At 71.8% G+C, this 12,512-nt stretch carries 12 protein-coding genes and 1 riboswitch; of the genes, 2 read left to right on the top strand and 10 right to left on the bottom strand.

All coding sequences use genetic code 11. The annotated features are described in order from the left end of the window. Nucleotides 1–106: 106 nt before the first annotated feature. The gene (locus IE182_RS08615) at nucleotides 107–799 is read left to right on the top strand and encodes a hypothetical protein (protein WP_190109066.1); all 693 of its coding nucleotides are present in this window, start codon (nucleotides 107–109) and stop codon (nucleotides 797–799) included. 109 nt (nucleotides 800–908) lie between these two features. Here IE182_RS08615 and IE182_RS08610 read toward each other — a convergent pair whose 3' ends face one another. The 10 genes from IE182_RS08610 to ribD all read right to left on the bottom strand — a co-directional run bounded on the left by IE182_RS08610 (nucleotide 909) and on the right by ribD (nucleotide 9,425). Then, entirely contained in the window at nucleotides 909–1,988 is a 1,080-nt protein-coding gene (locus tag IE182_RS08610; RefSeq protein WP_190109065.1) for a hemolysin family protein, read from the bottom strand. Continuing rightward, nucleotides 1,985–3,322 carry a hemolysin family protein gene (locus IE182_RS08605; protein ID WP_190109064.1) on the bottom strand — a complete coding sequence of 446 codons (1,338 nt, stop codon included), beginning with the start codon at nucleotides 3,320–3,322 and terminating at the stop codon, nucleotides 1,985–1,987. The genes IE182_RS08610 and IE182_RS08605 overlap by 4 nt, the downstream gene beginning before the upstream one ends. A 157-nt stretch (nucleotides 3,323–3,479) precedes the next feature. Then, nucleotides 3,480–3,944, bottom strand: a complete 465-nt coding sequence (locus IE182_RS08600; RefSeq protein ID WP_190109063.1) for a PH domain-containing protein — start codon at nucleotides 3,942–3,944, stop codon at nucleotides 3,480–3,482. Between the two features lie 26 nt (nucleotides 3,945–3,970). Then, entirely contained in the window at nucleotides 3,971–4,819 is an 849-nt protein-coding gene (gene hisG / locus IE182_RS08595) for an ATP phosphoribosyltransferase (RefSeq protein ID WP_190109062.1), read from the bottom strand. Between the two features lie 65 nt (nucleotides 4,820–4,884). Continuing rightward, the gene (locus IE182_RS08590) at nucleotides 4,885–5,154 is read right to left on the bottom strand and encodes a phosphoribosyl-ATP diphosphatase (protein ID WP_190109061.1); all 270 of its coding nucleotides are present in this window, start codon (nucleotides 5,152–5,154) and stop codon (nucleotides 4,885–4,887) included. Nucleotides 5,155–5,187: 33 nt separating this feature from the next. Then, a complete protein-coding gene (gene ribH / locus IE182_RS08585; RefSeq protein WP_190109060.1) occupies nucleotides 5,188–5,673 on the bottom strand; it encodes a 6,7-dimethyl-8-ribityllumazine synthase in 486 nt (161 codons plus the stop codon). Between the two features lie 57 nt (nucleotides 5,674–5,730). Continuing rightward, on the bottom strand, nucleotides 5,731–7,026 hold the full coding sequence (locus IE182_RS08580; protein WP_190109059.1) for a bifunctional 3,4-dihydroxy-2-butanone-4-phosphate synthase/GTP cyclohydrolase II: 1,296 nt from the start codon (nucleotides 7,024–7,026) through the stop codon (nucleotides 5,731–5,733). Next, nucleotides 7,023–7,682 carry a nicotinamide mononucleotide transporter family protein gene (locus IE182_RS08575; RefSeq protein WP_190109058.1) on the bottom strand — a complete coding sequence of 220 codons (660 nt, stop codon included), beginning with the start codon at nucleotides 7,680–7,682 and terminating at the stop codon, nucleotides 7,023–7,025. The genes IE182_RS08580 and IE182_RS08575 overlap by 4 nt, the downstream gene beginning before the upstream one ends. Next, nucleotides 7,679–8,290 (bottom strand): riboflavin synthase, encoded by a 612-nt coding sequence (locus tag IE182_RS08570; RefSeq protein WP_190109057.1) that lies wholly within the window; start codon nucleotides 8,288–8,290, stop codon nucleotides 7,679–7,681. The genes IE182_RS08575 and IE182_RS08570 overlap by 4 nt, the downstream gene beginning before the upstream one ends. Nucleotide 8,291: 1 nt before the next feature. Continuing rightward, complete coding sequence (ribD, locus tag IE182_RS08565; RefSeq protein ID WP_229844663.1) at nucleotides 8,292–9,425, bottom strand: bifunctional diaminohydroxyphosphoribosylaminopyrimidine deaminase/5-amino-6-(5-phosphoribosylamino)uracil reductase RibD; 1,134 nt, start codon at nucleotides 9,423–9,425, stop codon at nucleotides 8,292–8,294. A gap of 188 nt (nucleotides 9,426–9,613) precedes the next feature. After that, nucleotides 9,614–9,744, bottom strand: a riboswitch (FMN riboswitch). A 363-nt stretch (nucleotides 9,745–10,107) separates the two neighbouring features. Here ribD and IE182_RS08560 point away from each other — a divergent pair. Next, the gene (locus IE182_RS08560; protein WP_190109167.1) at nucleotides 10,108–12,480 is read left to right on the top strand and encodes a chitinase C-terminal domain-containing protein; all 2,373 of its coding nucleotides are present in this window, start codon (nucleotides 10,108–10,110) and stop codon (nucleotides 12,478–12,480) included. Nucleotides 12,481–12,512 lie beyond the last annotated feature (32 nt).

The raw sequence follows: 12,512 nt of genomic DNA, 5'->3' as shown, positions 1-12,512 counted from the left end.
ACCTCACTACCTGAAACGCCGTCCGGAGGTCCCGGTGACATCCCCTGCTGAGAACTCAAGCCTCATCCCCGACCCGTTGCAGCTGTGGGAGGTCGTCCGAACCCTCGTGACCTCCTGGTTCGGCGTCGGCAGCATCACCGCCTCGTTCCTTGCCACACTCATCACCGCCTGGATGTGGCTCCAGGGCGCGCGCGCAACGTACCGGAGCACCCGCCTGACCGGCCAGACGATCACGTCGGCCATCCGGCTCAGCATCCAGCACCTGCGCCGGATCCCCGTTCACCGGACCGTCTTCGCCGTGTGCGCGACCCTCGCCGGCTTCACCTTCCAAGCCATCTGGGTCGGCATGACCTACGTCTTCATCAGCGTTGTGGCCGAGAACTGGCGAGAGACCTTCAACGATCAATACGCTGCCAACACGCAGGAACTCCTCCACTGGAACGGCGGCAACGGCTACTACACCCTGGCCTGCATTCTTCTCCTGGTCTGCGCCTACGCGCTGGCCGCAACCCGTCGCGACGACTATGTACCGCTGCTCGGCTTCCTGCCCGCCATCCTGCCCGCGCTCGCCGGAGTGATCACAGCCCTGCTTGCCGCCGCATTCACCATCTTCTACATCCTGGCCTGGCTCATCACCTTCGGCCACGTGGATTCCGCATGGTCCGACGTCGGCATGTTCTGGTTCTTCACCCTCATCTTGATCGTCTACAGCGTCTTGGGCTTCGCCGCTCTGAGAGCCTCCGCCTTGATCGCGTCCATGTGGAAGGGGGCACCCGTTTACCAGGCTACGACTCTCTGACATGCCTGCCGTCAAGGTGTGGTCCCACCCCCGGGAACGGGTGAAGGGGCGGGGCCAGGCCCCGCCGCGGCGGAGCTCGGCAGCGCGGGCCCGGCGGTGCCGGGTCGGCTCAGCCGACCATCGCCTCCTGTCCCTCCGGCATGCGTGCCTCCGGCACCTCCCGGTGCGCGGGGTCGCGGACCTCGCCGACGAGCATCTCCAGGACGTCCTCCAGGGCGACGAGCCCCAGCACGCGCCCCGAGGCGTCCGTGACCGCCGCCAGGTGCGCGGCAGCACGGCGCATCACGGTCAGTGCGTCGTCCAGCGGCAGTTCGGCCCGCAGCGTCTCGACGCGGCGCCACACGCGCTGCGGGACGGCCCGGTCGCGGTCCTCCAGGTCCAGCACGTCCTTGACGTGCAGGTAGCCCATGAACGCCCCGCCGGGAGAGGCGCATATGGGGAAGCGGGAGTAGCCGGTGCGTACGGTCAGCTCCTCGACCTGCCGGGGCGTGACCGACGGATCGACCGTCACCAGCGTGGCCGGGTCCAGCAGCACGTCGGTGACCGGGCGGCTGCCCAGCCCCAGTGCGTCCTCCAGCCGCTCCTGCTCCTCCGGCTCCAGCAGACCGGCCTGCCGCGAGTCCTCGACGAGGTGGGTCAGCTGCTCACTGGTGAAGACCGCCTCCACCTCGTCCTTGGGCTCGACCCGGAAGAGCCGCAGGACGCCGTGCGCGCACGCGCCGAGCAGCCGGGTGACCGGCCGGCACAGCCGGGCGAACGTCACCAGCCCGGGACCCAGCCACAGCGCCGCCCGGTCGGGCGCGGACATGGCCAGGTTCTTGGGCACCATCTCGCCGATGACCAGATGCAGGAAGACCACCAGGGCGAGGGCGATGACGTAGCCCAGCGGGTGGACGAGCTGCCCGGGCAGCCCCACCGCGTGGAAGAGGGGTTCCAGCAGCCGTGCCACGGTCGGCTCGGCCACCGCTCCCAGCGTCAGGGAGCAGATGGTGATGCCGAACTGGGCCGCCGCCATCATCTGCGGCAGGTTCTCCAGCCCGGTCAGGACCGTGCGGGCCCGGGACGAACCCTCGGCCGCCTTCGGCTCGATCTGGCTGCGCCGCACGGAGACGAGCGCGAACTCGGCCCCCACGAAGAAGCCGTTGGCGAGCACCAGCACCAGGGCGAAGAGGAGTTGCAGCATGTTCATCGCTGCGCCCCCGCCGGGAGGTCCGTACGGACGCACCGCACCCGCTCGGCACGGTGGTGGCCGACCCGGCGCACCGAGAGCCGCCAGCCGGGCAGCTCGGCGACGTCCCCGGCCGCGGGGATGCGCCCCAGCAGCCCGGCGACGAGACCGGCGAGGGTCTCGTACGGGCCGTCGGGCGCCTCCAGGCCGATGCGCCGCAGCGCGTCGACGCGGCAGCCGCCGTCGGCGTCCCAGGCCGGGCGGCCGTCCTCGCCGGCCGCCGGGGCCAGCTCCGGGCGGGCCGCGTCGGCGGCGTCGTGCTCGTCGCGCACCTCGCCGACGAGCTCCTCGACGATGTCCTCCAGGGTGACGACGCCGGCCGTGCCGCCGTACTCGTCGACGACCACGGCCATCGGCTGCTCGCTGCGCAGCCGCTCCAGCAGCGGCTGCACGGGCAGGGTGCCGGGGACGAGCAGGGGGGCGACCGCGATCCGGCCGACGGGTGTGCGCAGCCGGTCGTGGCCGGGGACGGCGAGCGCGTCCTTGAGGTGGACCATGCCGATGACCTCGTCGAGCCGGTCCCGGTAGACCGGGAAACGGGAGAGGCCGGTGGCGCGGGTGAGGTTGAGGACGTCCTCCGCGGTGGCGGTGGACTGCAGGGCGCTGACCTTCACCCGGGGGGTCATCACGTGCTGGGCGGTGAGGCCGCCGAGGGAGAGGGTGCGCACGAAGAGGTCGGCGGTGTCCTGTTCGAGGGCGCCGGCCCGGGCCGAGTGGCGGGCGAGGGAGACGAGTTCGCCGGGGGTGCGGGCGGAGGCCAGCTTCTCGGCGGGCTCGACGCCCAGGGCCCGTACGAGCCGGTTGGCGACGGCGTTGAGGAGCGTGATCACGGGCCGGAAGAAGTGGGCGAACAGGCTCTGCGGGCCGGCGACGAACCGCGCGACCTGCAGCGGCCGGGAGACCGCCCAGTTCTTGGGGACCAGCTCGCCGACGACCATCTGGACGGCGGAGGCCAGCAGCATGCCGGCCACCACGGCGACGCCCGGGGCGACGCCGTCCGGGAGCCCGGCCATGCCGACCGGGCCGGTGAGCAGCCGGCCCAGGGCGGGCTCGGCGAGCATGCCGACCACCAAGGAGGTGATGGTGATGCCCAGTTGGGTGCCGGAGAGCTGGAAGGAGAGCTCGCGCAGCGACGCCACCACGGTGCGTGCCCGGGGGTCGCCGTCGGCAGCGGCCCGCTCGGCCTCCGGTTTCTCCACGGTCACCAGGCCGAATTCGGCGGCGACGAAGAATCCGTTCGCGAGGATGAGGAGCAGGGCTGCCGCGAGCAGCAGAAGAGACACGGTGACACTCATGACGCCGCCTCGCTGTGGGGGGCGGCGCAGGTACTACAGGACGGTCCGTCCATTGCCGGAGTACGTCACTCCTCGGTTCGCAGGTGCCCCGTGCGGGGGCGGGGCACGGACGTGCCCCTGACACCAGAGTAATCATGGAACCGGGAGCAGCACCGATTCAGGTGGACGAGCTTCCCGTGCCGTGCGTCTCGGCGAGCGCGCGCAGGGCGCGGGCGTCGGCGATGGCCTGCTGTTTGGCGATGCCGGTCTGGATGCCCATGGCGGGCAGGCTCGTGCCGTCGGAGAGGTCGAGGTGGACCCAGGGGTCGCCGGCCCGCAGGTTGACCCGGACGACCTGCGCCCAGGCCAGCCGCCGGGTCGTCGTCAGGTTGGTGACGGTGACGCCGTCCTCGGTGGCGACGACCTTGGGGCGGCTGAGCAGGGCGAGGACGCCGAGGCCGAGCAGTCCGGTGCCGATGAAGGTGATCCGGTCCCCCGTGGTGAACGTCTCCAGCATCAGCGAGAGCGCCGTCAGCACGCAGAGCAGGGCGGTGCCGGTGCTCAGCAGCACGATCCGGGTGCGGGTCGGGCGGAAGGTGACGGGCAGCTCGGGCAGGCCGGGCGGCGGCACGGGGGTGGACACGGTGTGCGTTCTTCCTGGCGGGGCTGTCAGAGGCGGCAGGCGTGGATGCCCGTGGTGAGGATGGCGCGGGCGCCCAGCTCGTAGAGCTCGTCCATCACGCGCTGGGCGTCCTGGGCGGGGACCATCGAGCGGACGGCGACCCAGCCCTCGTGGTGCAGCGGGGAGACGGTCGGCGACTCCAGGCCGGGGGTCAGGGCGACGGCCCGGTCGACCTGCTCGACCCGGATGTCGTAGTCCATCATCACGTAGCGGCGGGCCACCAGGACGCCCTGCATGCGGCGGAGGAACTGCTGCACCTTGGGGTCGTCGGCCGGCGCGCCGTGGCGGCGGATGACGACGGCCTCGGACTTGAGGATGGGCTCGCCGATGATCTCCAGGCCGGCGTTGCGCAGGGTGGTGCCGGTCTCGACGACGTCGGCGATCACCTCGGCCACGCCGAGCTGGATGGCGGTCTCGACGGCGCCGTCGAGGTGGACGACGGAGGCGCTCACGCCGTTGTCGGCGAGGTGCTTGGTGACCAGGCCGGAGAAGGACGTGGCGATCGTCATGCCGCCGAACTCGCTGACGTCCTTCGCCGTGCCGGGGCGGGTGGCGTAGCGGAAGGTCGACCCGGCGAAGCCGAGCTGCATGATCTCCTCGGCCCGGGAGCCGGAGTCGAGCAGCAGGTCGCGGCCGGTGATGCCGATGTCGAGCTTGCCGGAGCCCACGTAGACCGCGATGTCGCGGGGCCGCAGGAAGAAGAACTCGACGTCGTTGGCGGCGTCGACGAGGACGAGCTCCCTGCGGTCCTTGCGCTGGCGGTAGCCGGCCTCATGGAGCATCGCCGACGCAGGCTCGGAGAGAGAACCCTTGTTGGGAACGGCGATGCGCAGCATGAGGTCGTTTTCCTTCGTGCGGAGGTGTGTTGTGCCAAAGGGGCGGGTCGGGGAAGTCGCGTCTGTCAGAGATGAGCGTATACGTCGTCCAGGGAGATCCCCCGGGCCACCATCATCACCTGAAGGTGGTAGAGCAGCTGGGAGATTTCCTCGGCCGTCGCCTCGGCGCCCTCGTACTCGGCGGCCATCCAGACTTCGGCGGCCTCCTCGACGACCTTCTTGCCGATGGCATGGACGCCCTTGCCCACCAGCTCTGCGGTGCGCGAGGTGGCGGGGTCGCCGGTGGCCTTCTGCTGGAGCTCGGCGAAGAGCTCCTCGAACGTCTTCCTGTACATGGTGGTCCTACCCTACGGGGTCCGGCCGTCGGGTCAGTGCCAGGGCTCGGACACCGAGCGCAGGATGACGGCCGTGGCGACGGCGGCGGTGACCGCCTCGTGGCCCTTGTCCTCGGCGGAGCCCTCCAGCCCGGCGCGGTCCAGGGCCTGCTCCTCCGTGTCGCAGGTCAGGACGCCGAAGCCGACGGGGACGCCGGTGTCGACGGAGACCTGGGCGAGGCCCTGGGTGACGCCCTCGCACACGTACTCGAAGTGCGGGGTGCCGCCGCGGATGACGACGCCCAGGGCGACGACGGCGTCGTAGCCGCGGCCGGCGAGGACCTTGGCCACCACGGGCAGCTCCCAGCTGCCGGGCACGCGCAGCAGGGTGGGCTCGTCGATGCCGAGGTCGTGCAGGGCCCGCAGGGCGCCGTCGACGAGGCCGTCCATCACCTTCTCGTGCCACTGCGCGGCGATGACGGCCACCCGCAGGTCCTGGCAGTTCTTCACACTCAGCTCGGGTGCACCCTTGCCGCTCACGTGTCGCTCTCCTCGGTCGCTTCGGTCTGTTCGTCGGTGTTCGTCAGTGCGCGTGGGTCACTGGTTGCCGCAGGCGGAGACCTGGTCGGCCTCCAGCCAGGGCAGGTCGTGCCCCATGCGGTCCCGCTTGGTGCGCAGGTACCGCAGATTGTGCTCCCCGGCCTGGACGGGCATGGGCTCGCGGCCGGTGACCTTGAGACCGTGCCGGACGAGGGCCGCGGTCTTGTCGGGGTTGTTCGTCAGCAGCCGCAGCGAACGCACGCCGAGGTCGGTGAGGATCTGCGCGCCGGCGGCGTAGTCGCGGGCGTCGGCGGGCAGGCCCAGTTCGAGGTTGGCGTCCAGCGTGTCGCGGCCGTCCTCCTGCAGCTCGTAGGCGCGCAGCTTGGGCAGCAGGCCGATGCCGCGTCCCTCGTGGCCGCGGAGGTAGAGGACGACGCCGCGCCCCTCGTTGCTGATGCGCTCCAGGGAGGCGTGCAGCTGGGGGCCGCAGTCGCAGCGCAGCGAGCCGAAGACGTCGCCGGTCAGGCACTCGGAGTGGACGCGCACCAGCACGTCCTGGCCGTCGCCGAGGTCGCCGGCGACGAGGGCGATGTGCTCGACGCCGTCGACGGTGGAGCGGTAGCCGTGGGCCCGGAACTCGCCGAAGGCGGTGGGCAGCCGGGTCGTGGCCTCGCGCCGGACGGTGGGCTCGTTGGACTTGCGGTAGGCGATCAGGTCCTCGATGGAGATGATCGACAGGCCGTGCTTGCGGGCGAAGGGCACCAGCTCGGGCAGGCGCAGCATGGCGCCGTCCTCGCCGGCGATCTCCACGATCGCGGCGGCCGGGCGCAGTCCGGCGAGGCGCGCGAGGTCCACTCCGGCCTCGGTGTGGCCGTTGCGGGCCAGGACGCCGCCGGGGCGGGCGCGCAGCGGGAAGACGTGGCCGGGGCGGACGAAGTCGCCGGGGACGGCCGCGGGGTCGGCCAGCAGCCGGATGGTGAGGGCGCGGTCGGCGGCGGAGATGCCGGTGTCGGTGCCGTGCGCGCGGCTCGCGTCGACGGAGACGGTGAAGGCGGTGCGCATCGACTCGGTGTTCTGGCCGACCATCTGCGGCAGGTCGAGCCGGTCGATGTCCGGCTCCTCCATGGGCACGCAGATCAGGCCGCGGCACTCGCTCATCATGAAGGCCACGATCTCGGTCGTGATCTTCTCGGCGGCCACGATGAGGTCGCCCTCGTTCTCGCGGTCGGCGTCGTCCACGACGACGACGGGCCGGCCGGCGGCGATGTCGGCGATGGCCCGCTCGACGGGGTCGAGGGCCAGCACGTCGGCGTCACCGTTGTCGGTGGCGTACCAGCTCTGTACGGCGGTCATGCCGTTGCTCCTTCCGGAACGGTGGCGGTGCGGGCGCTCGCGCGGGACCGCAGCCACCAGTCGCGCAGGCCCCACAGGACGAGGACGAGGTAGACGATGTAGACGAGGCCGGAGAAGGCGAGCCCGCTGTCGAAGGCGAGCGGGACGCCGACGACGTCGACCAGCAGCCAGGCGAACCAGAACTCCACGAGCCCGCGGGCCTGGGCGACCATCGCGGCGAGGGTGCCGACGAAGATGTAGGCGTCCGGCCAGGGGTTCCAGGACAGCTCGGGCACGGCGGTGAACAGGGAGCCGACGGCGAGGGTACCGACGGCGGTGCCGCCGAGCAGCAGGGCGCGCTCGCGCCAGGTGGCGAAGCGGACCGCTATGGAGCCGTCCTGGGCGTCCCGCCGGCCGCCGGCCCACTGGCGCCAGCCCCACAGGGCGACGGTGATGACCAGGAGCTGCTTGCCGATGCCGCCGCTGAGGTGGGCGGAGGCGTAGGCGGCGACGAGGATGACGCCGGAGAGCAGCTGGGTGGGCCAGGTCAGCACCGAGCGGCGCCAGCCGAGGGCGAGGGCGGCGAGGCCGATGGAGTTGCCGACCATGTCGGACCAGATCACGTGCTGGCCGAAGGCCGCGAAGGCTTCTTGGTTGAGCCGGTCGAGGGCGCTCATGCGGCGGTCTCCTTCGCGCCGCGCTGCCCCAGGAGGCGCTCGACGTACTTGGCGAGGACGTCCACCTCAAGGTTGACCGGGTCGCCGGCCTGCTTGATGCCGAGGGTGGTCAGGTCGAGGGTGGTGGGGATGAGGCTGACGGTGAAGTGCTCGTCGCCGGCCTCGACGACGGTCAGGCTGACGCCGTCGACGGTGATGGAGCCCTTCTCCACGACGTAGCGGGCGAGCCCGTCGGGGAGGGCGATCCTGACGATCTCCCAGTGCTCGCCGGGCACGCGCTCGACGATGGTGCCGGTGCCGTCGACGTGGCCCTGGACGAGGTGGCCGCCGAGGCGCCCGCCGAGCGCCATGGGGCGCTCCAGGTTGACGCGCGAGCCGGGAGCGAGGGCGCCCAGGCTGGAGCGGCTGAGGGTCTCGGCCATCACGTCGGCGGTGAACTCGCCGTCCTCCGTCTCCACGACGGTGAGGCAGACGCCGTTGACGGCGATCGAGTCGCCGTGCTTGGCGCCTTCGGTGACGAGGGGGCCGCGCAGCCTGAACCGGCTGGAGTCGCCGAGTTCCTCGACGGCGACGACCTCACCCAGTTCTTCGACGATTCCGGTGAACACTTCAGCTCTCCTCGGTGGCGGAGACGGGGGCAGGGACGGGAGCGAGGGGGGTGGCCGTGATCCGCAGATCGGGGCCGATGCGGGTGACGTCGGTGACGTCCAGGCGCAGTGCGTGGGCGATCGTGCCGATTCCGGCGTCGCCGAGGGCGGAGGGACCGGCGCCCAGCAGGGCGGGGGCGAGGTAGCCGACGACCCGGTCGACGGCGCCGGCGGCCAGGAAGGCTCCGGCGAGCGTGGAGCCGCCCTCCAGCAGCACGGAGCACACGCCGCGTTCGTACAGCTCGGTGAGCAGGGCGTGGACGTCGATGCCGGTGGTGCCGGCGGGCAGCCGGACGGTCTCGACACCGGGCAGGTGGCCGGTGTCGGCATCCTCGCCGACGACGATCAGGGTCGGGGCGGCGTCGTCCAGGACCCGGGCGCCGGGCTTGACCGTCGCGCGGGTGTCGACGACGACGCGCAGCGGCTGGGTGACGGCGTCCCGCCCGGGGACCGGGCCGCGGACGGCCAGGTGGGGGTCGTCGGCGCGCAGCGTGCCGGAGCCGACGACGACGGCGTCGGCCTCGGCGCGCAGGCGGTGCACGTCGGCCCGGGAGGCGGCGGAGGAGATCCAGCGGCTGGTGCCGTCGGCGGCGGCGCTGCGGCCGTCGAGGGTGGCGGCGTACTTCCACACCACGAAGGGGCGCTTGTGCAGCACGGAGGTGAGCCATGCGGCGTTGCCGGCGGCGGCCTCGTCGGCCAGCAGCCCGCCCTCGGTGTCGACGCCGGCGGCGGCGAGGGTGGCCGCGCCGCCGGTGGCGGTGGGGTTGGGGTCGGCGACGGCGTAGACGACGCGGGCGATGCCGGCGTCCAGGAGGGCCTGGGCGCAGGGGCCCGTGCGGCCGGTGTGGTTGCAGGGCTCCAGGGTGACGACGGCGGTGCCGCCCCGGACGTCGTGGCCGGCCTCGGCGGCGGCGCGCAGGGCGTCGACCTCGGCGTGCGGCTCGCCGGCGCGCCGGTGCCAGCCCTCGCCGGTGATGCGGCCGTCCGCGTCCAGGAGGACGCAGCCGACGACGGGGTTGGGGCTGGTCGAGCCGAGGGCGCGGGCGGCGAGCGCGATGGCGCGTCGCATCGCGTCTGCTTCGGTCGCGGTGGCCACCGGGTCCTCCTGCCTCTTCGGGCACGGACTCCGGGGCCGTCGTACGGGACGACGATGAGCGGGTACACCACAACGGGGGCCACGACGGGGACGGAGGGAGGGGACGGCTGTGTGCCGACGCCGGTGCTCCCGGCGACGGGGCCGCCACCCATCCGCGTCACCGGTGACGGTGTGCCGATGCGGGCCCGCCGCGCACTGCCTCCCATCCGGACTTTAACCGTCGGTCCAGGAATTTCACCTGGTCAACCGGCCGCTGGCTGCGGACGGGTCGCGGACTGTAACCGCCGGTTCGGACTTTCACCGACCCCGGAGTGCGCTGCGTACTGAATGAATCATCAATGGTACAGGTGCCTGACCTGCGGCTTCTTGCACTCCGCAGCTCGGGCGACTCCGAGCGTACGCCGCCCGGCGCCACGGTGTCCACGGGGGCTTGACACAGTGCGCCGCCTCACATCCGCCCCGGAGAGAGACCGGCAGCGGGTTTGGTCCGGACCTATTGACGCACTGGTCTAGTCCTCTTAACCTCTGCCACACCTCCGCGGAGTACGGCCCGTCGGTCGGCGCACACCACGGGCCACAGCACGTCGCAAGCCCCCCACGCACCGCTCTCGTATGAGCCCCCCACTGGAGGAACTCGATCGTGTTGTCCCGCCAGAGATCCAGCGGCTCCCACCGCCGCGGCATCCGCACCCGCACCCGTACCCGGAGATCCGCCGTCCTCGCCTCGGCCGGCACCGCCCTCGCCGGGCTGCTGGTGGGCACGCTCTCCGTGACCGCCTCGCACGCCGAGGACCAGTCCGCGTGCCGCCCCGACGGCCTCTACGCCACGCCCGGCGTCGACGTCCCCTACTGTTCGGTCTACGACTCCGCCGGCCGCGAGAAGACGGGCGCCGATCACCAGCGCCGCGTCATCGGCTACTTCACCGGCTGGCGCACGGGCCGGGACGGCACCCCCGCCTATCTCGCCCCCGACATCCCGTGGGACAAGGTCACCCACCTCAATTACGCCTTCGCGCACGTGGGCCCCGACGACAGGATCTCGGTCGGCGCCGACGGCACGGACAATCCGGCGACCGGAATGACCTGGCCCGGCGTGGCCGGCGCCGACATGGACCCGGCCCTTCCGTACAAGGGCCACTTCAACCTGCTGAACAAGTTCAAGAAACAGCACCCGCAGGTGAAGACGCTCATTTCCGTCGGCGGCTGGGCGGAGACCGGCGGCTACATCGACGAGAACGGCAAGCGCGTCGATTCCGGGGGCTTCTACAGGACGGCGACGAACGCCGACGGCTCGGTGAACCAGGCCGGGATCGACACCTTCGCCGATTCCGCGGTCGCCTTCGTCAAGAAATACGGGTTCAACGGCGTCGACATCGACTACGAGTACCCGACCTCGATGAAGGACGCCGGCAACCCCAAGGACTGGGCCCTCGCCAATGCCCGGCGCGGCGGCCTCAACAAGGGCTACGCAGCCCTGATGAAGACGCTGCGGGAAAAGCTCGACCGGGCCGGCGCAGCCGACGGCAAGCACTATCTGCTCTCCGTCGCCGCCCCCTCCTCCGGCTATCTGCTGCGCGGTATGGAGACGTACCGGACCACGCAATACCTGGATTACGTCAACGTCATGTCGTACGACCTGCACGGCGCCTGGAACGAATTCGTCGGCCCGAACGCCGCGCTGTACGACGACGGAAAGGACGCCGAACTCGCCAAGTGGGGCGTCTACGGCGCCGCCCAGTACGGCGGCATCGGTTATCTCAACGGCGACTGGGCCTACCACTACTTCCGCGGCGCGCTGCCGGCCGGGCGCATCAACCTGGGCCTGCCGTACTACACGCGCGGCTGGAAGAACGTCACCGGCGGCACCGACGGCCTCTGGGGCACGGCGAGGACCACGTCCTGTCCCGCCGGCTCCGGCCTGACCAGCTGCGGCGACGGCGCCGTCGGCATCGACAACCTCTGGCACGACAAGGACGACGACGGCAAGGAGTCCCCGGCCGGCTCCAATCCGATGTGGCACGCGAAGAACCTGGAGAAGGGCGTCGTCGGCGACTACGTCACCCGCTACGGCTTCCCGGCCGGCACCAAGCTCACCGGCTCGTACGCCCGCCGCTACGACACCACACTGACCGCCCCCTGGCTGTGGAACGCGGACAAGAAGGTCTTCCTCTCCACCGAGGACGAGCAGTCGGTGAAGGCCAAGGCCCAGTACGTCGTCGACAAGGGGCTCGGCGGCACCATGGTCTGGGAGCTGGCGGGCGACTACGGCTGGAACGCCGCCAAGGGGCAGTACGAGCCCGGCTCGACGCTCACCGGCGCGATGTACGACGCGTTCAAGTCCGCCCCGGCGTACGGCGCGCAGCGCGCGACGACCCAGCTGCCGTCCCAGGCCCTGGACGTCGGCGTGGACTTCACCGGCTTCCCCCTCGGCGACTCCAACTACCCGATCAACCCGAAGATCCACATCACCAACAACACCCGCACCACACTCCCCGGCGGATCCGAGTTCCAGTTCGACTATGCGAGTTCGGCGCCCGGCAACGCCAAGGACCAGTCGGGCTGGGGCCTGAAGGTCGTCCGCAGCGACCACACGGCACCGGACAACATCGGCGGGCTCAAGGGCGACTACCACCGGGTCTCGGTGAAGCTGCCGGCCTCGCAGTCGCTCGCGCCGGGCGCCTCCGTGGACATCGACTTCGTCTACTACCTGCCCACCTCCACCCCCTCCAACTGGACCGTCGCCTTCGGCGGCAGGACGTACGCCCTGGCCGGCGACCTGGCCCGCGGCACGACCGTCGTCGACCCCACCGGCCCGAGCCCGACGCCGACCGGTACGCCCACGGGCACCCCGACCGGCACCCCGACGGGCACCCCGACGGGCACCCCCACCGGCGGCGCCTGCACCGCGCCGGCCTGGGACCGGGCGACGGCCTACGGCGGCGGCACCACCGTCTCGTGGAAGTCCCGCTCCTGGAAGGCGAAGTGGTGGACGCAGGGCGAGGAGCCCGGCACCACCGGCGAGTGGGGGGTCTGGCAGGACCTGGGGGCCTGCTGATGCACTGAGGGCAGCCGACCGGGCCGTCGGCG

The sequence above is a fragment of the Streptomyces cinnamoneus genome (genome assembly GCF_014650495.1).
GTDB classification, from domain to species: domain Bacteria; phylum Actinomycetota; class Actinomycetes; order Streptomycetales; family Streptomycetaceae; genus Streptomyces; species Streptomyces cinnamoneus.
The sequence above is the reverse complement of the archived record's forward strand: the minus strand, read 5'-3'. Positions and strand labels throughout refer to the sequence as shown.